This is a genomic window from Paenibacillus intestini (genome assembly GCF_030803945.1).
Classification (GTDB): Bacteria; Bacillota; Bacilli; order Paenibacillales; family Paenibacillaceae; genus Paenibacillus; species Paenibacillus polysaccharolyticus.
The window spans coordinates 790,202-810,488 of sequence record NZ_JAURUN010000001.1 but is presented as its reverse complement, the minus strand read 5'-3'; the positions used below and the strand labels follow the sequence as shown (position 1 = coordinate 810,488).

18 protein-coding genes are annotated in these 20,287 nt (G+C 44.0%); 14 read left to right on the top strand and 4 right to left on the bottom strand.

The features are described 5' to 3' along the window. Positions 1-200: 200 nt before the first annotated feature. The 6 genes from J2T16_RS03490 to J2T16_RS03465 all read left to right on the top strand — a co-directional run bounded on the left by J2T16_RS03490 (position 201) and on the right by J2T16_RS03465 (position 7,662). Positions 201-1,139, top strand: coding sequence for an ArsR/SmtB family transcription factor (locus J2T16_RS03490; RefSeq protein ID WP_499017781.1), 939 nt, complete (start codon positions 201-203; stop codon positions 1,137-1,139). A 235-nt stretch (positions 1,140-1,374) separates the two neighbouring features. Further along, positions 1,375-2,223 (top strand): BglG family transcription antiterminator LicT, encoded by an 849-nt coding sequence (gene licT / locus J2T16_RS03485; RefSeq protein WP_499017780.1) that lies wholly within the window; start codon positions 1,375-1,377, stop codon positions 2,221-2,223. 156 nt (positions 2,224-2,379) lie between these two features. Then, positions 2,380-4,338, top strand: a complete 1,959-nt coding sequence (locus tag J2T16_RS03480; protein ID WP_499017779.1) for a beta-glucoside-specific PTS transporter subunit IIABC — start codon at positions 2,380-2,382, stop codon at positions 4,336-4,338. 88 nt (positions 4,339-4,426) lie between these two features. Then, on the top strand, positions 4,427-5,893 hold the full coding sequence (locus J2T16_RS03475) for a glycoside hydrolase family 1 protein (protein WP_336119941.1): 1,467 nt from the start codon (positions 4,427-4,429) through the stop codon (positions 5,891-5,893). 171 nt (positions 5,894-6,064) lie between these two features. Continuing rightward, positions 6,065-6,367, top strand: coding sequence for an ArsR/SmtB family transcription factor (locus tag J2T16_RS03470; protein ID WP_154888983.1), 303 nt, complete (start codon positions 6,065-6,067; stop codon positions 6,365-6,367). A 140-nt stretch (positions 6,368-6,507) separates the two neighbouring features. After that, positions 6,508-7,662 carry an MFS transporter gene (locus tag J2T16_RS03465; protein WP_221788016.1) on the top strand — a complete coding sequence of 385 codons (1,155 nt, stop codon included), beginning with the start codon at positions 6,508-6,510 and terminating at the stop codon, positions 7,660-7,662. Between the two features lie 10 nt (positions 7,663-7,672). Here the strand turns inward: J2T16_RS03465 and arr are convergent, their stop codons facing one another. Both arr and J2T16_RS03455 read right to left on the bottom strand, forming a co-directional pair. Continuing rightward, positions 7,673-8,089 (bottom strand): NAD(+)--rifampin ADP-ribosyltransferase, encoded by a 417-nt coding sequence (gene arr, locus J2T16_RS03460; protein ID WP_221788018.1) that lies wholly within the window; start codon positions 8,087-8,089, stop codon positions 7,673-7,675. A gap of 411 nt (positions 8,090-8,500) precedes the next feature. Next, positions 8,501-9,385, bottom strand: coding sequence for a LysR family transcriptional regulator (locus tag J2T16_RS03455; protein ID WP_090916070.1), 885 nt, complete (start codon positions 9,383-9,385; stop codon positions 8,501-8,503). 165 nt (positions 9,386-9,550) lie between these two features. On the opposite strand from J2T16_RS03455, the gene J2T16_RS03450 reads away from it, so the two are divergent. Together J2T16_RS03450 and J2T16_RS03445 are read left to right on the top strand one after the other, a co-directional pair. After that, the gene (locus J2T16_RS03450; RefSeq protein WP_221788019.1) at positions 9,551-10,297 is read left to right on the top strand and encodes an acetoacetate decarboxylase; all 747 of its coding nucleotides are present in this window, start codon (positions 9,551-9,553) and stop codon (positions 10,295-10,297) included. Positions 10,298-10,310: 13 nt separating this feature from the next. Then, complete coding sequence (locus J2T16_RS03445; protein WP_221788021.1) at positions 10,311-11,348, top strand: ketopantoate reductase family protein; 1,038 nt, start codon at positions 10,311-10,313, stop codon at positions 11,346-11,348. Between the two features lie 177 nt (positions 11,349-11,525). On the opposite strand, the gene J2T16_RS03440 is transcribed toward J2T16_RS03445, so the two are convergent. Together J2T16_RS03440 and J2T16_RS03435 are read right to left on the bottom strand one after the other, a co-directional pair. Then, positions 11,526-12,173, bottom strand: a complete 648-nt coding sequence (locus tag J2T16_RS03440) for a TetR/AcrR family transcriptional regulator (RefSeq protein ID WP_221788023.1) — start codon at positions 12,171-12,173, stop codon at positions 11,526-11,528. After that, entirely contained in the window at positions 12,160-13,362 is a 1,203-nt protein-coding gene (locus J2T16_RS03435; RefSeq protein ID WP_499017778.1) for an MFS transporter, read from the bottom strand. Before J2T16_RS03435 ends, J2T16_RS03440 begins: the two co-directional genes overlap by 14 nt. Positions 13,363-13,500: 138 nt before the next feature. Here J2T16_RS03435 and J2T16_RS03430 point away from each other — a divergent pair, with 138 nt between their 5' ends. From J2T16_RS03430 to J2T16_RS03405, 6 genes are all read left to right on the top strand, one after another. Next, positions 13,501-14,241: a class I SAM-dependent methyltransferase gene (locus tag J2T16_RS03430; RefSeq protein ID WP_499017777.1), complete on the top strand. Its 741-nt coding sequence runs from the start codon at positions 13,501-13,503 to the stop codon at positions 14,239-14,241. 73 nt (positions 14,242-14,314) lie between these two features. Beyond that, positions 14,315-14,503 carry a hypothetical protein gene (locus tag J2T16_RS03425; RefSeq protein WP_111270974.1) on the top strand — a complete coding sequence of 63 codons (189 nt, stop codon included), beginning with the start codon at positions 14,315-14,317 and terminating at the stop codon, positions 14,501-14,503. Positions 14,504-14,752: 249 nt separating this feature from the next. Continuing rightward, positions 14,753-15,454, top strand: coding sequence for a response regulator transcription factor (locus J2T16_RS03420; RefSeq protein ID WP_499017776.1), 702 nt, complete (start codon positions 14,753-14,755; stop codon positions 15,452-15,454). Beyond that, positions 15,454-16,698, top strand: a complete 1,245-nt coding sequence (locus tag J2T16_RS03415) for a HAMP domain-containing sensor histidine kinase (RefSeq protein WP_499017775.1) — start codon at positions 15,454-15,456, stop codon at positions 16,696-16,698. Before J2T16_RS03420 ends, J2T16_RS03415 begins: the two co-directional genes overlap by 1 nt. Before the next feature lie 113 nt (positions 16,699-16,811). After that, positions 16,812-17,504, top strand: coding sequence for an ABC transporter ATP-binding protein (locus J2T16_RS03410; protein ID WP_499017774.1), 693 nt, complete (start codon positions 16,812-16,814; stop codon positions 17,502-17,504). Continuing rightward, positions 17,497-20,148: an FtsX-like permease family protein gene (locus tag J2T16_RS03405; protein ID WP_499017773.1), complete on the top strand. Its 2,652-nt coding sequence runs from the start codon at positions 17,497-17,499 to the stop codon at positions 20,146-20,148. The genes J2T16_RS03410 and J2T16_RS03405 overlap by 8 nt, the downstream gene beginning before the upstream one ends. The last annotated feature ends 139 nt before the right edge of the window (positions 20,149-20,287 follow it).

Here is a 20,287-nt window from a genome sequence, read left to right as displayed (position 1 = left end):
TGAAAGCAAAATCAATACATTGATTTGTTATCTAATATGTATCATAATGCGAATATACAGAGCAAGTTCATTTTGCACAGTTCGCTAAATAGCGAATTCTATAATTTCAATACAAGATCAAATTAACCCATAGAACAGAAGCTTGAACACAAATGGGATACCAAATATATAAGCAAAAAATATAAAAGGAAGTGTATTCTATGATGCTTGGAACAGATGCATCCTCATTGCTTGTCTACGAGGCGCTGGCAAGTGAAGCCCGTTTAAATATTGTGAGGCTGTTGCTGCAAAATAGGGAGATGCATATCAATGCGCTCGCCCAAGAACTATATCTGAGCAAAGCCATCGTCAGTACACATGTTAGCAAACTGCAGAAAGCAGGCATCGTAGGCAGCCGAATGAAACGTGAAAATGGCGGAACCTATAAATATTGTTTTATCGTGCAGGAGTTCATGACCATTCAACTGTCGCCCCCCGAACCCGCTGAGGCTTCTTATCATGAAGTATCCATCCCCGTTGGGCATTATACAGATTATGAAGCATGGCCGACCTGCGGGCTCGCAACGACCACTCAGATGATCGGACAATACGATACACCCGCCTGTTTCATGGACCCCGATCGGGTTAACGCGGCAATTCTTTGGATGGCACGAGGTTTTCTGGAATATAAGATTCCCAATTATCTGAATAATGATCAGCATCTTCGGGAGATAGAGATTTCACTTGAACTCAGTTCGGAAGCACCCAAAGTCAATGAAAACTGGCCATCCGATATCCGTTTTACGCTTAATGGCAATGATCTCGGTACATGGACAAGCCCTGGAGACTTCGGAGATCGGAAGGGCAAGCATACCCCACTATGGTGGAAACTGGATGTAAACCAGTATGGTGTGTTAAAAGTACTGCGCATTAACGAGGAAGGCACGTTTATGGATGGTCAACGAATCTCGGATGTGTCCGTCTCGGACTTGAAACTGCAAGCAGCCACTTATTGGACGTTTGGGCTGAAGCCGGAAGAAGGTGCGGCAAACCGAGGAGGGCTTACGCTGTTTGGCAAAGGTTTTGGCAACTATGATCAGGACATCCTGATTCGGTATTATTATGATAATTCCCTAGAAAACAACACTTCAGAAGAATAAAATGTGCAATTTGGTATCAACCTATATAAGAGCAGCGCATAATCCGACTAAAACGAAGCATATACCCATTCCAGCGTTATGGTATTGACAACGATTACATGGCTGGTATAGAATACAGCTAAATAAGGAGTGTCACTGATTCGATCAGGCACCACCACAGTCTGGATTTCACAAGTTTATTTCTTGTGTACCTGGCCATGGTGGTGCTTTTTGCATATATGGGGGTGAAAACATCATGAGGTTCAAGAAATCGTTAAACAACAATATCGCCCTGGCGGAGGATGCTGAAGGCTGTGAAGTCATTGTCATCGGAACAGGTGTAGGCTTCAAAAAAGTAAAGGGACAGCCGATCGAGCAAAGCCAGATTCAGAAAACGTTCCGGATCGGCTCGAATGATAAATATCAGCGAGTCGAGCAATTTCTTAGCGATATCCCTCTGCAAGTTATCGATATCACGGATCAGATTATAGAAGAAGGCAGGGAGATCATTGGGAAAAAGCTGAATGATTCTATCCTACTAACGCTTGCGGATCATATTCATTTTGCTCTGGATCGTTTCAGAAAAGGGGTGGACATGCAAAACCCGCTACACTGGGATATTCGCCATCTGTATCCTGCAGAATATCGTGCTGGTGAGTTAGCGGTACGCAAGATCAATGAAGCTTTTCTGGTCGCATTGCCTGCGGGTGAGGCCAGCTCCATTGCTCTTCATTTTGTGAATTCACAATTTGATTCGGGTAGCATGAATCAGACGATCAAGATTACACAGATGATTAATGACATTCTTGGGATCATGACCGATCATTTTGGGAGAACGCTGAATCAGGAGTCTGCTGATTTTTCCAGGTTCATTACCCATCTGAGATACTTCATCGTTCGGCAAATGAACCGGGAAGTGCTCTCATTCAAAGATCAGCAGTTTTTATATGATGTATTGTCGGATCGATATCCAGATAGCTTCCAATGCGCACTCAAGATCAAAGAGACGATGGAACAGCAACGCGGATTTGTAATTACTCCCGATGAGATGGTATACCTTATGATCCACATCGAAAGAGTAACATCCCGTACCGACACGGGTTGACCTCAAAACAGCTCTTAGAAGATATTCCATCACCATGTTAATTGAATATGGAGTGTTACTGATACGATCAGGCACCACCAAATGTTTCCGATTCCGCTTCAGTAGCGGGGCGGGTTTACATTTGGTTTTTTTTTCGCCAAAAAAGGAGGAAGCAGCATGAATCACCGGGAGTTGTCCAAAGAGATCATCCGATTAACAGGAGGGCAGGAAAATATTACGCAAGCCTGGCATTGTATCACTCGATTGCGCTTTAATGTGCGTGAAGAAAAGAAAGTGCAGCTTGAACAGATTCGCGCACTGGATGGTGTTCTTGGGGCACAGTTCCAAAACGATCAGTTCCAGGTTGTGATTGGCAACAAAGTTGCAGCCGTCTATGAAGAGCTGGAGGACCAGTTGAAACAAGCTGGTGCAACGGAGAGAGAAGCAGAACCGCCGCGTTCAAGAGGTCTTAATGCCGTACTGGACACGATCTCGGGTATTTTCACCCCGATTCTTCCGGCCATTGTAGGTACCGGGATGCTGAAAGGCATTCTCGCATTACTTGTTACACTTGGGGCCATTCAAGAGACTAGCGGTGAGTATCAGATTTTGGCGTCCATAGCCAATGCGGCCTTTTATTTCTTGCCGTTCCTGCTCGCTGTATCGTCTGCGCGGAAGTTTAAAGTGAATGAATATATCGCCTTGACCCTTGCAGGTACACTATTATATCCAACCATTTTGAATGCTTATCTGGAAAATCATCTGGAGCCGATTCGTTTTCTATTTCTGCCGGTGTCGATCGTGAATTACACCCAGTCTGTCATTCCGATTATTCTCGGGGTGTGGCTTCTCAGTTATGTACACCGCTGGGTGGATCGTTTCATTCCTGGTCCGGTTAAAGTCATCTTCACCTCAATGATCGTGCTGGTGATTACCGTCCCGATTCTATTAATAGCCATCGGGCCGCTTGGTAATTTCATCGGCATCTATCTGGAGATCGGTACATCCTGGCTCTTTGCTCACTCGGGCCCATTAACAGGAATCGTGCTGGGCGGACTTATGCCAGTGATCGTTATGACGGGTATGCATTATGCATTTTTCCCGGGAACATTACAGAATTTGAGCAAACTCGGTTACGACGTGCTGTTACTGCCGCTTAACCTTGTAGCCAATATGAGTCAAGCTGGTGCCGTAATGGCGGTATTCCTCAAAACTAAAAACAAATCGATGAAATCGATTGCTTTATCCAGCGGTATATCTGCTTTTCTGGGCATCACAGAGCCTGCAATCTATGGAGTAACGTTGAAGCTGAAAAAACCGTTCTATGCTTCGATCATCGGTGGAGCAGCCGGCGGTGGATTTATTACAGCGGTAGGGTTAAAATGTTTCGGTTTTGCCGTTCCGGGTCTGCTGTCATTGCCTTTATACATTGGACCAAATGGGGGAATGGCGAATTTTTGGTACGCGCTCATCGGTGTAGGTATCAGCTTCGTAGTTTCGTTTACAGTGACCTTATTGCTTAAGTGGGATGAACCGATTACGCAGCAACCTGCTGGGGCAAGTTCGTCAGCAATAGCTCCAACAACAGCATCGGAATCAGCAAAACGATCAGAAACAACAAATCAGTCTAATCAAATACCTGCAACACCGCCTGTGACCGTTCATTCGATTGAGGAAAAGAAAGGTGAAATATTCAGCCCGCTTACCGGTGAACTGGTCTCACTGAAAGAACTGCCTGATCCTACGTTTGCAGAGGAAATGACGGGAAAAGGAATTGCTATTTTTCCAAAAGAAGGCCGTGTAACCGCACCATTTGACGGAACGGTCACAATGATCGCGAAAAGCAAACATGCTATCATGCTGACTTCCTCCAGTGGAATCGACATTCTCATTCATGTTGGACTTAACACGGTGTCCCTGAAAGGCAAGTTTTTTGAAGAGAAGGTTGTCATCGGACAACGAGTGAACAAGGGTGATTTATTGCTGGAATTTGATATCGAGAGCATTCAAGCCGCCGGTATTGATCTGACCACCCCGGTCATTGTAGCCAACACGCCAGATTATCTTGACGTAGTACCCGTTCAGGTGAAGGGGGTGGTTCCAATGAATGAATTACTGCTACTCACCGTTCGTTAACAGCTACAGCAAAACGAATGAAGGCTTTCTATTTTACCGAGTTATAAAATTTAACGTTGTATTTACACAAAAAAGGAGAGAAACCATCATGACACAAACAACAAAACACACATTCCCTAAAGGATTCCTATGGGGCGGAGCTACCGCAGCCAATCAGCTGGAGGGCGCATTTGACGCAGACGGCAAAGGACTTTCCACCTCTGATATGGCACCTTATGTTCCCCATGAAGAGCGAAATGGTAAAGATTTTACCTTTGACGTAAACTCCATTGAACTGGAACAATATTTGAGTGGTAACACCGATGTGTATTTCCCGAAACGGAATGGAGTGGATTTTTACCACCGTTACAAAGAAGATATCGCATTGTTTGCAGAGATGGGCTTTAAAGTTTTCCGTCTTTCCATCGCTTGGCCGCGAATTTTCCCGACAGGAGAAGAAAGCGTTCCGAACGAAGCAGGCCTTGCTTTCTATGATAAAGTGTTCGACGAACTGTTGAAATACGGCATTGAGCCACTAGTCACGATCTCTCACTATGAGATGCCGATTGAGTTAACCCGCAAATATAATGGCTGGGAAAGCCGCGAGATGATTGATTTGTATTTAAAATTTGCCAACACATTGTTCGACCGTTACAAAGATAAAGTGAAATACTGGATCACGTTCAATGAGATGAATATGATGTTGACCAGCTTGTATACAGGTGGCGGCATTTTGGAAGATAAAATCAAAGGCACCCCTGAACAGGTAGCCTATCAAGCAACACATCATCAGTTTGTAGCAAGTGCGCTGGCTGTAAAAAGCGGCAAAGAGAAAATGCCTAATGCCCAAATCGGCTGTATGATCTGCCGTCTGGAAACATACGCTGCATCCAGCAAACCGGAAGATGCACTGCAAACCATGAAGGAAGATCAGATGAACCTGTTCTATCCGGAAGTACAGGCGCGTGGAGAGTACCCGTCCTATATGCAAAGATATTTTAAAGAGCAAGGCATTGAACTGGTGAAAGAGCCTGAAGATGATGCGATTATTCGCGACAACACAGTGGACTTCATTGCATTCAGTTATTACATGACGTATATCGGAAAATACGACCCGAATGACAACAGCAACTCCGGTATGCTGGTAAGTCAGATCAAAAACCCGCATCTGAAAGCCACCGAATGGGGATGGCCAATCGATCCAATCGGTCTTCGCATCGCACTGAACCGGTTGTATGACCGCTACCGGATGCCGCTCTTTATCGTAGAGAACGGGCTAGGCGCTACGGACACGCTCGAAGAGGATGGAACTGTACATGATCCTTATCGTATTGATTACCTGCGTAGCCACATCGAGCAGATGAAAGAAGCGGTAGCTGACGGTGTGGAACTGATGGGATTCACCAGCTGGGGACCGATTGATATTATCAGCTGCTCCACATCCGAGATGGGTAAACGTTATGGCTTTATCTATGTTGATCAAGACAACGCGGGTAATGGTTCGCTGGATAGAACACGCAAAGACTCATTCTATTGGTACAAACAAGTGATTGAGTCCAATGGAGAGATTCTTTAATCAAATGTAATTAGGACTCGTCATTCTTATCTCTAATTTTTTCACATATATAAGAAGGTTGCCTCATCAGGCAATCTTCTTATATTTCATTTCACGCCCCTGAAGCCTAACACAAAAGATCATTAATCATTTTAAATTGACATATCGCAAAAGATCGATATAATGATGATTATGAATCCAATTGAAATTTTGAAAGCTGTCTCGAATGAATCCAGATTTCAGATCTTACAATGGCTCAAAGAACCAAACGAGCATTTCAAACCCCATGAAGGAGTGGATATGAACGAAATAGGGGTATGTGTAAGTCAAATCACCGACAAACTCAACATGACACAGTCGACCGCCTCCCAGTATCTTACAATATTGCAGCGAGCAGGGCTGATCACAACCAAACGGATAGGCAAATTTACGTATTATCAGAGAGACGAGGAAGCGATAGCTGAATTTACTCGTTATATGATGAGTGATATGTAAGTTGCAACTGAGTTCTTACCAAGAATTCAGTTTTTCTTTAACTTTTCATATCGACAATTCGCAATATGTAATTTTGGTATTCGTTATATCTATAAATTCAGATATAACATTTTATAAATTTATTAAGGAGTGGTATTCCATTGAAGTCATCCAATTCGAAAGTTTACATTTTAGCAATCGTTAGTTTTTTGGTCGGCACTTCCGAATATGCTCTATCAGGTATTTTAGACAAGGTCGCCTCTTCATTTGATGTCTCACTGGCTGCAGCAGGTCAGTTAATTACCATTTTTTCTTTGATCTACGCTCTTTGTACACCTATTCTAATGGCGCTCACCGCGAGTATGGACAGAAGAAAGTTAATCGTGATCAGTATGGGCATATTTGTTGTTTCTAATATCCTTGCCTTTGTCCTTCCAGGATATGGGCTCTTTGCAGCTGCTCGGGTCATGATGGCGATTGGAGCAGGAATTGTCGTGGTCACTGCTTTGAACATTGCCGCTAAAATTGCACCGTCAGGTAAACAAGCAAGTGCGATTGCTACAGTGGTTATGGGCTTCACAGCATCATTAATCATTGGTGTTCCCCTTGGGCGAATTGCAGCTGACACTCTAGGTTGGAAATCCATGTTTGGAGGAATTGCCATTTTAGGCATTTTGGCTATAATCATTCTTTCTTTCGTCATTCCGCGTATTGAGGGGGACGCGCCTGTGCCGCTCAAGCAGCAGCTAAGTCTATTGAAAAAACCAAAAGTCGCATTAGGATTAGCGATCACTTTCTTCTGGCTGGGAGGATACTCAATCGCTTATACGTATCTCTCACCCTATTTGCTTCAAGTATCAGCATTAAATAACCAATATCTCAGTGGATCTTTGCTTGTATTTGGTATAGCAAGCATGATTGGTTCCAAGCTTGGTGGCTTCAGTGCGGATCGGTGGGGAGTTCATCGCACATTATTCAGTGGATTTGCACTACATATTCTCATGCTGATCCTGCTGTCCATTGTGACCCATACATTAGTGGGCGTAATGATCGTACTTTTGTTGTGGTCCTTTTCAGCCTGGTCTTCCGGTCCAACGCAGCAATATCATTTAACGACCATTGAACCGGAAGCTTCAGGAGTGATGCTAAGTCTTAATCAGTCCATGATGCAGCTTGCTATGGCAGCCGGTGCAGGTATGGGAGGAATCGCGATTGAAACGTTCTCTCTCTCATCGATAACCTGGATTGGTGCTGGTGGAATTGCTATCGCAATAATAGCATTAATCATCCTTAATAAAGTGAATGTTAATCATTGACTTCGATAAATTAATCGTAGATTACATTTTTACCTTCATCACTTAACTTTTTCAGAGATGAAGTCATATGATCAATTTCTGCATCCGTGTGTCGTTCCCATGAACTTAATTCAGCGACGATCTTTAGTGCGGATTTGGATCGATAGGATCGAGTCGGGTTTCCAGGGAACCGTTTATCCGTTACGTTGGGATCATTTTCGAAATCTCCTAAGGGTTCTACGATGTAAATTCGTTCTTTTGAATCAGATCGTGCTAATTCGGCACCCCATTTAGCAGCATTTAAGGTTCCGGTGAAGTAGATGTGATTCGACTTCTTGTCTTGATAATTGGATAAAAATTGCGGCTCTAATAAATCGCCAATGTTTAGTTCTACTTTGGTACCGTGAAAAAAGGGACCCGGATCTAAGACTATTTTTTTGTCATCCATTACGGACACACCTCAACTTTTAGATTTGTATTAGGGCGTGTCTGAAAACGTTGAAGAAAGCAGATTTTGCTGAATTTTCGTTCCAAGCAAGGAAGTTTTCTGCAGGCGTGCCGAGGCACGTCAAGGGAAACTGACGCAGAAGGGGGCGAAAAGGCGGTAAAAGATGCACTTCAGTAGGTTTCAAGACACGCCCTAAGCAGTATAGTGCAGGCATCGGTGAAAAAACAGTCTGTTATTCTATTTTCATAAACGTTATAATTAGAGTAGAGGAAAGATACTGTCCCGTGGAACGGACCATAATTGTTTCAATTCAGCCGCTAATTTAGCGGCTTTTTTTGTTTTTAACACGAACAGCAGTCAGCCGAAGAGGCAAGGCTGCGTCAATCACCTGCCATCGAATCCTCATTCATATTACACCTTAAACATCGAGGCATTGGATGCGTAATACGAAATAATAAATTGTTGGAATTGTTCCAATGATGAAGAGAGGTTTCGATGTTTCATCCATGACAAGCTGATCGGATATACGGCGGCATCGTCAGCAATCGGCACATAGTGCAGTCCAAGATTACGACAGACAGAGACAGGCAGCAGTGCAACCCCACGATCCAGTCTGATGATCTCGACCAATGTATGAGAATCGACCTCGAATGCCAAATGGGGAACAAAACCTGCCCTTTCACACAGCATCAAGGTGAAACGTCGGTATTCATCGTTATTGGCGAGAGAAAGAAAAGGTTCACTCGCAGCGGCGTGTAATGAAATTTGCTTTTCACTGCCATAAGCATGATCAGCAGGCAAGACAAGCACAATGTCCTCCTCGACAAGCACGCGGCTGTCAATCTCCTCATCCTGAACCGGGTAGCCGGTGATCCCCAGATCCACATCTCCTTTTTTCAGCTGTGTAATAATGTCATTTCGACTTGCAATACCTTGATGAAGCTGTGAATCGGGGAAAACTTCGATATACTCACGTATCAAACCTGATAGAAATCTTGAATTGGAGATAGAGATCCGGATCAACCTCGACAGTTCATCCTCTTTTTCCGTAATGGCCAGCTTGGCATTCTCCAGCTCAACAAAAATGCGGTTCACATGTTTCAGCAAAATTTCTCCAGCGGCATTCAGCTCAATGTTTCTGCCTTTTCGATGAAAAAGGGGAGTACCCATTTCGTCCTCCAACCGCTTTATGGTGAGACTTAACGAAGGCTGAGCGATATTTAACTGAGCAGCAGCTTTGGAGATATGTTCTGTGTAAGCTACCGTTTGAAAATATTTTAGCTGGAGAAGCTCCATTGTTATGCACTCCTTATTTATTTGAATAAATATATATAGTACTTATTATGTATTATATTAAATTTAAAGAAAGATGTAGACTTTATTTATAGCAAATAAGTAAATAAACACACAACGCAATGACATAACCAATCAATCATTAATGCAAAGGCAGGTGTCTTTTTCATGAAAATCGATGTGAACAATATCGCCAAAAACCTGAACACGCCTTTAACAGCCCCGGCATATCCAATGCCACCGTATAAATTCGTTAATCGCGAGTACCTGAACATCATCTACCGAACGGATGAACAGGCTCTGCGGGCAGCTGTTCCTGAGCCATTGCAAATCACCGAACCCTTGGTGAAATTCGAAGTGATGTGGATGCCGGACGTCTCCGGACTTGGCGCATATACGGAAGCTGGACAGGTCATTCCCGTGCAGTTTAATGGGGAAGACGGGGATTACATGCATTCGATGTACGTGGATAACTTTCCCGCCATTGCAAGTGGCCGAGAGTTAACCGCTTATCCCAAAAAGCTCGGTGCTCCCAAGCTGTACACAGACTCTGACACACTTGTCGGTACACTGGACTATGGATCACTGCGCGTAGCCACAGCAACGATGGGTTTCAAACATGTGGAGATGGACAAAGAGCTTGCGAAAAATGAAATCTGCCGTCCCAACTTTATGATCAAAATAGCTACGGATTATACCGGGAATCTGCGGATCTGCGACCTGATACGTACCCAGATTACCGACATCGAGGTGAAGGAAGCTTGGACAGGCCCGGCTCGGCTACAACTTTTTGAGCATGCGCTTGCGCCTTTGGCTGATTTACCAGTGCTTGAAGTCGTGTCTGCTTCACACATCCTGACGAACTTAACTTTGAATGCAGCACAGCCTGTATATAACTATCTGGAAGAAAAATAAGGAGGCAACACATATGAGAATTGCAATTGTAGGTGCAGGTTCACTTGGAACCATCGTTGGAGCTTATCTGGCAGATGGCGGAATGGACGTGGAGTTAATTGATGCATATCAGGAACATGTCGATGCACTTAATCAGACAGGAGCAAAAGTAACCGGAACGACCGAGTTTCAGGCCAAAGTAAAAGCCATCACCCCTGAACAAAAGTCAGGGCAATATGATCTTGTGCTGTTGTTAACGAAACAATTGTACAATGAGTCTGTATTGAAAGAATTGCTTCCATATCTGCATGAAGACAGTGTTGTATGTTCTCTGCAAAACGGAATTCCCGAAGACAACGTGGCATCTATAGTTGGGGAGCACCGTGTTATCGCGGGTTCCGTTGAGTTTGGTGCTACATTCATGGAACCCGGCGTATCCAGTCTGACCACGGCGTATCCTCAATTCAAGCAGTACGCATTCCAGATCGGTGAATTGAATGGAGAGACAACCGAGCGAATTCAGCGTGTAAAAGAAGTACTGGATCTCGTTGGGGGTACACATATCTCGGATAACCTGGTTGGAACGAAATGGTCAAAACTGCTGATCAACAATGCTTTTAGCGGTTTATCTGCTGCACTGAACGGCACGTATGGAGATATTCTGGATCATGAAGCGGGCATTCGAAGTGCGGTTCATATCATTGACGAAACGATCAAGGTCGGACATGCGAATGGAGTTTCTTTTGTCACCATGAACGGATTCGATATGGCTTCGCTTGAGCTACAGAGCGAAAAGGAAATCCCCGCACGTATTGAAACGTTACGCCATGTAATGGAACCTTCCAGATTGCTTAAAGCGAGCATGTTGCAGGATCTGGAGAAACAACGTAAAACGGAGATTCATTATATCAACGGCGTAGTTTCGAGCAAGGCTATAGGTACCGGGATTGCAACACCGTATAATGATACGGTCGTTCAACTGGTCGAAGCCGCAGAAGAAGCACAGAACGTACCTGAGTTTGTAACTAACATCTATGCGTTTGAGCAGCTTTTGAATATGTCACAGGTGTAAAACTTGAAGCTTGATGTAATCACAAATTCATAACACAAAACGCAAAACGCAAACAAAGAAGCCTTGCCTTCCACATGAGTACAAGAACTCTACGTGTGAGGGAGGGCTTCTTTTATTTGCAAACTCTAGCTTAGGGATCGTTGGCCAATCTGTCTAATCTTGCTCCACGAATTGACTCTATCGGTTGCCCTCATTGCCTGCATAATGCAACAGCATATCAACCAACTGCTTTGTCATCTGATCATCCAGTTGATGAAGTTCATGTGAGCGCTGCGTAAACATCTTCTGCAACATACCCATCATCACCGTAAATATGAACTGCGCCAGCTTAAGCGGAGGGGTAGCGTTGCGGATGCTACCGTCGGCAACTCCTGAGTTCAATGCTTCAAGCAGGAAGTGGTTCTCTTTACCGTTTTGGATAAACCGTTCATAAGTATCCTTCAATTCCGGCTGAAAATGAACCACCTCATAATTGATATCAAATAATTGGATAAAACGAATATGGTCCGGATTTTCCTTAGCAAAAGAAACCCATGCGTTCAGCATCGCTGCAAGCTGTTCACGGCCACTATCACTTTGCCTTGCAGCCTTTCCGACGTGCTCGGTCATGGTTTCAACCAACTGCATCTGAATGGTAAGCAACAGCTCATCGATCGATTGAAAATGTTTATAGAAGGTCACTCGGCTTAGATTCGCTTCAGCGCAAATGTCTTTAATCTTCACTTGAAGCAGACCGTGCTTTAGAAAAAGGTGCTTACCCGCTTCGATCAGTTCATCCCGATTCTGATTTTTTAACTGCTGATGCCAATTCTCATTCGCTTGCATATCGGTTTCCTTTCCTGGAGCGTTGTGCATTCATCGTAAGTAATAATGCTGCCAGTAACATAAAGGCACCAAAAATATACGGAAAGTTTACGTTTTTGTCAAATAGCAGACCTGCAACGAGCGGGCCGAAGACGGTTCCCAGACTAGAATAGGTCGTATTCAGGCCAGAGGCGTAACCTTGACGATCCCCGGCACTTTTGGATATCAGGGAGCTGACGGTTGGTCGCAGGAATGCATTAAATGCAAAGTACAGTGCTGACGCAAATAAAAGAAATACCAGATTCACCTTAATTAACATCAGAAGAAGAGCGATCGGAGTCATGATTAAGGACAGACGGATGAGTTTGATTTCGCCCAAGCGTTTCACAAAAACGTCCAGTAGCCAGATTTGGATCACAATCCCGATAATCGCTCCCATGGTGATGATAATGGAGATCGTTGAAGCATTAAAGCCGTATTTGTATTTGGCAAAAAGTGAGAAGACCGTCTCATAACTCATCAGACCAAAGGTCATCACAAGGATAATCAACAAGTATCCAAAATAAGGAACTTTGAACGAACTCCAAATTTGCTCGCCCATAGTGAACCCTTTTTTCTTCGCCGTTGGGATCGTTCGTTTTTCAGGTGGAAGAGTCTCTGGCAAGAGAAGAGTAAGCAGTGCGGCAACCAAACCCAAACCGGAAGCGACGAAATACGGCATACGTACACTCAACTCGGCAATAAAACCGCCCAGACCCGGCCCAAGTACCATACCCAGGTTCATCGATGCACCGAAATAACCCATCCCCTTGGCACGGGTCTCCGGAGTTGTAATATCAGCAACATAAGCCAGATTGGCTGGAACCATCAGACCTAAACTGATTCCCCCGATGAAACGAGCGATATATAGAAGAGGCAGAGATGTCGATACCGCAAAAATAAGATCTGAAACGACAACCAGAAACATGCCTGCCATAATTAGCTTTTTACGTCCAAAACGGTCAGCCCATTGTCCTCCAAGCGGTGAAAATAGAAACTGGGCTGCGCCAAAAGCGGCAACCAAAAATCCGGCAACGGTGCCTCCTGCATGGAACAGCTTAAGATACTCCGGTAAAATCGGAATCAGCATCCCTTGTCCGAGCAAAGCAATAAACAGATTTAACATCAGAATGAACATCGGAAAGCGGGTAGATTGTGTCATCGCACTCATACTTTTAAATTTCTCCTTCTCCATCATGTACACATTTTTGTGGTTTACACATAGTTAACCTTTACTCAATGTAAACCATTATAGTGTGTTATAATTCCTGTTGTAAATACATTTTTGATGGAAAAAGGGTGAGACGTATTGATTGATCACAACAATCAGGAAGAGTACCGTGATCCAATGAACTATGATCTGGAATTTGGCGGTGAGACGGACAAATACGAATTTTTCCTTCAACTTGCCAAGAAAAATCCGGGACATGTGCTGGAGCTTGCTTGTGGAACAGGATTAGCCACACTTTATTTAGCCGAAAGAGGAGTTCCAATTAGCGGTGTAGATATCGTAGAGCCTATGCTCGCGTATGCGAGGGTCAAAGCGAAGGATCTACCGGTTGCTTTTATCGAAGCAGATGCGCGTACGTTTGAATCCGAACAGAGCTTTTCCATGATTTTTCTGACGGGAAATGCATTTCAGGCTTTTCTGAGCGATGAGGATCAGCAGGCATTGCTGCAAACGGCGTATAATCATTTGGAGCCTGGTGGCATATTTGCATTTGAGATGCGAAATCCGGACGGCAACGATTTATCGGATGAGCAAGAAGAACACTGGGGCACTTTTGTCGATGTGGATGGCGTGACCGTTAATGTATCTGGTAGCCAGACGTATGATGCCGAGAACCGGATTATGCACTGGACAACCGTTCGGGACTGGGGCCATCGCCAAACGACGTCACGCATTGCTTGCCGATTTACGGATGTGCTGACACTTAAGCAGTTGCTGGAAAAGCAAGGTTTTACCATAGAGAGTCAATATGCGAACTGGGATCAAACGCCGTTTCAACCCTCAAGTCCAATGGTAATTACTGTATGTAGGAAAGGGTAAGTATGCTTTGAAATGATTAAAATGATTGAAATGATGGATTGACATTACATAAGTAGAAAGGGGAATGTTTGATATGACAACAACATCTAGAACTTGTAACGATTGCGGAGGTACATCCTTTGTGGAGGCAACCGACTTTATTAATTTGCGGCCTTTGGATAAAAAGATGTCACTTGGTTCTGAACGTGTGTATACGATCTGTCTAAACTGCGGTGAGGTCGTTTCCATTAAAGTGAAAAACCCGGAGAAGTTGGCGAATTAATTAGTTCTCGGGAGAGAATACAAAAGGAATCCTGCACTTTTTGTACGATATGACCGTTTTATCATTTTTCGTCAAAGGCAGCCGATACATATTGGTTGTCTTTTTTTGTTTTTTACGTCAGCATCAGAACCTGTTCACACAACAAACGGCAAACGAGCCTCCGCTTGTATTTCAAATGTTACATTTAGTAGAATGATGAAGCACATACACTTGCATTTAAGAGGTAACGCTAGAATAGGGGGTGCTGCAATGAATCGCATTTTGCTTGTTGAAGATGATGAAAATTTTGTATTTGGAATAGTATATACGTTAACCAATGAAGGATATGAGGTCACTCATGCCGGAACCTTGAAGGAAGCTCGCGATGCTCTTGTGCAGAACGAGATAGAACTTATTTTGCTCGATATTAATTTGCCTGATGGAACGGGATATGAATTATGCAAGCAAATTCGTGTGGACTCAGAGGTACCGATCATTTTTCTCACCGCGCTGGATGAAGAGATGAATGTGGTCGCGGGACTTGATCTGGGAGCTGACGATTATATGACCAAGCCGATTCGTACCAAGGAGCTGCTTTCCAGAATCAAAGCTGTTTTACGGCGTCATTCCCGCCCTGAACAACATTCGAACATATGGAAATCCGACGAATTTGAAGTTCGCGTGCTGGAAGGTGTTGTTTTCAAAAACAAAAATGAAGTTCCGCTGACAACGCTGGAGTTCCGGCTGCTTCTCATGTTAATGTCCCATCCCAAACAAATATGCAGCAGAACATCGATCCTTGAGAAGTTATGGGATGTCTCTGGTGAGTTCATTGATGATAATACATTGTCCGTACATATACGTAGATTAAGGGAAAAAGTGGAGGAAACGCCAGCCGCGCCTAAGTATATTGTTACGATTCGTGGGGTTGGATACAAATGGAACGCTGAAACGACAGGAGCATACCGCTGATGGTTGAAGTCATCCGTAATCCGGAGTGGAAATCTGTGTTCACCAAGTTCATCCTTGTTCAAATAGGTTTGACTGCAATCATTTATGTTGTGATGAACCTACAAACACAAAGCATTAATGAATCGGTTGTGAACCAGCATGCGGCCTTTGTCGGACAAGTGTTAAGTAAGCAACCACAGCTCGAAGATCAGCTCATTCATACGATCACTCAAGGGACAGACCCGCAGGATCTTAAGCTAGGTAAACAAATATTATCTCAATATGGATATACAAATCATATGAATATTCAGGATCAGCCTGCCCTATCGGGAACAGCATTACCTGGGAATACAGCGTTGATCTTTTTTCTGTGCGGTATCCCGGTATTGCTGCTTTTATATTGGGAGTACCGTAAGCTATTTTCGAGAATACGCCGTGTTACACATGCAGCGGAGCAGGTAGTGGAAGGTCAATTCTATACCTCATTGCCTGAGAATGCAGAAGGAGACTTCAGCGCTCTTGGCCATAGCTTTAACATGATGGCAGGCAGACTAAGTCATAGCGTAGATCAGCTGAAGCAGGAGAAAACATTTCTCAGCCATCTGCTGACCGATATATCACATCAACTCAGAACACCGCTCGCATCACTGCTTGTATTCAATGAAAATATGTTGCATGACCCACATATGAAAGAAAAGGTCCGTACCACTTTTCTGGAACGAAGCAGGCAGCAGATTGAACGCATGGAATGGCTGATTATCAGCTTGTTGAAGCTGGCACGAGTGGAAGCGGGAGCTATCGTTTTTCAACTGCAAAACATTAAACCCAAAGACATCATTGAATCAACGGTGCAGACCTTGCAACCCTTGGCGGAGCAGAAGAAACAGACAATCATCGTTCAAGGCGGCGAGGGCATGTTGCTGCATGCAGATGAAGAATGGTTAACTGAGGCGATTATTAATCTGACGAAAAACGCGCTGGAGCACTCTCCGGTATCAGGAAAAGTGTACATTACGATGGAAGACGAGGGGTTATTTCACTCGATTATCATCCGGGATGAAGGAGAAGGGATTCCGCCAGAGCAGATCCCCCATGTATTCACACGATTTTACCTGGGTAGAAGTAATGCCAAACCTCACAGTACCGGGGTAGGTCTGTCCTTGACCAAGTCCATTATTGAAGGTTTGGGTGGAACGATTTCGGTATCAAGCGAGCCTGGAGAGGGAGCTGAATTCCGAATTACTTTCATGAAAACAGTGTATTGAGAGGAAGCTTACAATAACGTAAGCTTCCTCTTCACTTTAACGTAAGCTTCCGAGCCTATAATAATCCATATAAACACAACAATTGTTCACAGCTCATGAAGGAGGCACTTGCTTTGGAAATTTTAAAAACACAAGAATTATGTAAAACATATGGAAGTAATGACGCCAGAGTCGACGCACTGAAAAATATTAACTTAACCGTTCAACAGGGTGAATTTGTCGCTATTGTTGGTGCCAGCGGTTCGGGGAAAAGTTCTTTACTGCATCTGCTTGGAGGTGTGGACCGCCCAACCAGTGGACAAGTTAATATTGATGGGACAGATCTGTATTCTCTGAACGAAACGGATTTAGCCATTTTCAGAAGACGAAAGATCGGATTCATTTTCCAGGCGTATAACCTGATTCCGGTTCTAAGCGCAGAAGAAAATATTAAACTGCCTATGCTGCTCGACCATCGTCAAGCCGACGAAGACTATGCAGACGAACTAATGAACGTACTTGGTCTAAAAGACAGAAAGCATCATCTCCCTAACCAGCTATCAGGTGGACAGCAACAGCGTACAGCCATTGGACGAGCCTTGATTAACAAACCTTCGATCATACTAGCTGACGAACCCACGGGCAATCTCGATAGCAAAAACAGTAAAGAAATTGTAGATTTGCTCACCTATTCGGTTCGAAAATACAATCAAACCTTGATTATGATTACGCATGATTCCAATGTAGCCCGGAGAGCGGATCGGATTGTAAATATTAAAGACGGGGTCCTTTTCGATCAGCAATCTGGGGGCGAGAGCGATGCGTAAGTACACAGGGCTCACGGAGAAGTATTTACTTGGCCAGAAAAAAAGATCCATTCTCACCATTGTGGGCATCATTCTATCGGTAACACTTCTTACCGCTGTCGGCACACTTGCGATGAGTTATCAGGACAAACTGGTGCGTCAGACGATTCGGGATTATGGAGATTATGAGGTATCGTTCAATGGAGTTTCAGGCAAAGACGTACCTCGTATTGTGAATCAGGCCGCCATAGGCAGTGCAGGAGTCATTCATCGTATTGGTTATGCAATCATAAGCCCCACGGGTGAAAAGGAGCAAAAGGAAAATCCGTTTGCTGCACCGTATCGTTATTTGAATATAAAAGGATACGACGCGCAAGCCATGTCCAAGCTTCAAGTTCAGTTGGAGAGTGGACGCCTGCCGCAAAAACCTGATGAAATCATCCTGTCATCCTGGAGCATGAATACGTTTGCTTCGAAACCAGCAATTGGAGATAAGATTACGCTGTACCTGGGAGATCGGCTCGAAGCTTCCACCGGAAAGGTGAAGAGTGTGAACTCCATTGGTGATTATGGGTGGAATCTGGATGAGAAATTCAAACCGCGTATGAAACAGCAATATACCGTTGTCGGGGTGATGAAAACTGCCAAAAATGTAACGTGGTCATCCACTTTTATCTATTCAGCGGTTACGTATGATGATCATCAAAAAATCGATCCTTCTCAGAATTTTTTTATCTATGCGACCATGAAATCAATGGACAATATAAAGGAGAAGAGCGAAGCCATTCTGTCTTCGTTGGGTTTAGGGAATGTCGATCAAGGCTCTGCTCAGGAGCTGAACCGGGAAAATGTGTTAAAGGATATACGCATTGAATATAACAATGAATTGCTCAAACTGTTTGGCAAAAGCACCTATGCTAACGTCAACCAAAGCTCAATGTATGCATTTGCAGCTATCGTACTTATCATCATGGGATGCACAAGCGCAGTGATTTACAATACATTTCATATTTCAGTGCTTGAACGCATTTCTCAGTTTGGCATGCTGCGCTGTATCGGTGCAACACCAGCCCAGATTCGCAGGATCGTATTCAAGGAAGCGACTGTGCTTAGTCTAATTGCCATTCCAATCGGTTTATTTACAGGAACAGTTCTAATGAAAGTTTTATTCTATAACATTAGCATGCTGACATTAGGCTTCTTGAACGATATGCACATGATTATTTCATTGCCTGTTCTACTTGCGGCAGCAGGTTTAGGACTGATTGTTGTCTATGTGTCAGCGCTGGGTCCAGCCAAACTGGCCTCCAACGTTTCACCGCTTGAAGCACTGAAAACCTCAGGCAGCACGGCGGTAGAGCAGGGGGATTTCAAGCGCTTATCTTTTGCAGGTAGCAAATGGCTAGGGTTTGAAGGTCGGTTTGCCAGCCGAAATATTCGGCGGAACCGAAAGAGATTCCGCATTACGGCTTTTTCGATGATTATCAGCATTGTTATGTATATTGTGTTTGGCGGCTTGGTGAACCTTCTAGGAACAACCTCTGAATCAGGCATCGATTACTCTTACTCCTTGGACTATCAAGGGATGAATAAACGTATCCCTAATTCGGTGTATAATAAGCTGGTTACACTTGATGGAGTTAAAGAGGCGTATCCGTTCTACAACCACCAGCTTCAAGCGATCATTCCGAAAGAGAAAATAAATCCGGATTACTACCAGCAGCAGAAAGAAATGTACACGGTTGAACAGGAAAACGGGTATCGGATGGGTAACAACTTTCTGACATCTTACGGTATAAACGGACTTCAGGAACTTCGTCCCAAACTCACCTCCGGAAGCATTGATGCAAGCCAAATGAATGATGAAAATGGTGTCATTGTTATCCAGAAAATCAGCATGATCACCGAAAAAGGAACTAACATGATCATTGATCAAACCCGTTTCAAGGTAGGGGATAAAATTAAGGTTCGGTCAATGGGTGACAAGCAGGCATACAAAACCGTTACTGTTGTCGGTACCGCAGATCAAGCTCCTCTCTCTGGTAAATACACCGAAAGTGCTGTTATTGAAATGATAACGACACCGAAGGTGATTGAAAACATCACGGCCGATAATGCTTATGACAGAATATTCATTCAAGCGAGTCCTGAGACAGATAACGGGGCAATTGTGGGTTATTTCAAGAGCCTTGTTCAGCAGGATGCAGGGTATAACTATCGCGATCGGGTAGAGGAGATGAAACAAGCCCGTAACGATGCGCTGACGCTAAATATATTCCTGTACGGTTTTATAGGAGTCATTGCAGCCATTGCGTTTCTGAATATTTTGAATACGGTAAGTACGAATCTTATTCTGCGGACGAAGGAGTTCGCCGTATTAAAAGCGATTGGTATGACGCAAAAGGAAATTCGTAAGATGGTTTTGCTTGAGGGTGTGTTCTATGGCGTATTTGCAGCTGTGTACGGAAGTCTTCTAGGTACAGGTTTGAGCTATGGTGTGTCCTATCTGATGAGGAATGCGGTGCAGATCGAATGGATTATGCCATGGGGCAACATTCTCATTAGCAGCTTGGGTGCTATCGCTGCCACCCTCTTAGCCTCCTACTGGCCGCTTAGACGTCTTGAACGAATTCAGATTACAGATGGTTTGCGCGGGGAAAATTAACGCGTCCAAAAGCTCGGTTGTTCGCTTTAGAACGAACAACCGAGCTTTTGGGCATGAATAAAGCATGAATAGACAAGTGGAATTATAGAATTGATCATCAGATCAAATCAGCCAATTAATTAATTAATTAATTAATTAA

What these genes read in the sequence shown, in the direction of transcription:
- J2T16_RS03475 (WP_336119941.1), top strand. Translation starts at nt 4,427, where the DNA reads ATGACACAAACAACAAAACACACATTCCCTAAAGGATTCCTATGGGGC.
- licT (WP_499017780.1), top strand. Translation starts at nt 1,375, where the DNA reads ATGAGGTTCAAGAAATCGTTAAACAACAATATCGCCCTGGCGGAGGAT.
- J2T16_RS03425 (WP_111270974.1), top strand. Translation starts at nt 14,315, where the DNA reads ATGACAACAACATCTAGAACTTGTAACGATTGCGGAGGTACATCCTTT.
- J2T16_RS03420 (WP_499017776.1), top strand. Translation starts at nt 14,753, where the DNA reads ATGAATCGCATTTTGCTTGTTGAAGATGATGAAAATTTTGTATTTGGA.
- J2T16_RS03455 (WP_090916070.1), bottom strand. Translation starts at nt 9,385, where the DNA reads ATGGAGCTTCTCCAGCTAAAATATTTTCAAACGGTAGCTTACACAGAA.
- J2T16_RS03450 (WP_221788019.1), top strand. Translation starts at nt 9,551, where the DNA reads ATGAAAATCGATGTGAACAATATCGCCAAAAACCTGAACACGCCTTTA.
- J2T16_RS03405 (WP_499017773.1), top strand. Translation starts at nt 17,497, where the DNA reads ATGCGTAAGTACACAGGGCTCACGGAGAAGTATTTACTTGGCCAGAAA.
- arr (WP_221788018.1), bottom strand. Translation starts at nt 8,089, where the DNA reads ATGGATGACAAAAAAATAGTCTTAGATCCGGGTCCCTTTTTTCACGGT.
- J2T16_RS03445 (WP_221788021.1), top strand. Translation starts at nt 10,311, where the DNA reads ATGAGAATTGCAATTGTAGGTGCAGGTTCACTTGGAACCATCGTTGGA.
- J2T16_RS03440 (WP_221788023.1), bottom strand. Translation starts at nt 12,173, where the DNA reads ATGCAAGCGAATGAGAATTGGCATCAGCAGTTAAAAAATCAGAATCGG.
- J2T16_RS03480 (WP_499017779.1), top strand. Translation starts at nt 2,380, where the DNA reads ATGAATCACCGGGAGTTGTCCAAAGAGATCATCCGATTAACAGGAGGG.
- J2T16_RS03435 (WP_499017778.1), bottom strand. Translation starts at nt 13,362, where the DNA reads ATGAGTGCGATGACACAATCTACCCGCTTTCCGATGTTCATTCTGATG.
- J2T16_RS03490 (WP_499017781.1), top strand. Translation starts at nt 201, where the DNA reads ATGATGCTTGGAACAGATGCATCCTCATTGCTTGTCTACGAGGCGCTG.
- J2T16_RS03470 (WP_154888983.1), top strand. Translation starts at nt 6,065, where the DNA reads ATGAATCCAATTGAAATTTTGAAAGCTGTCTCGAATGAATCCAGATTT.
- J2T16_RS03415 (WP_499017775.1), top strand. Translation starts at nt 15,454, where the DNA reads ATGGTTGAAGTCATCCGTAATCCGGAGTGGAAATCTGTGTTCACCAAG.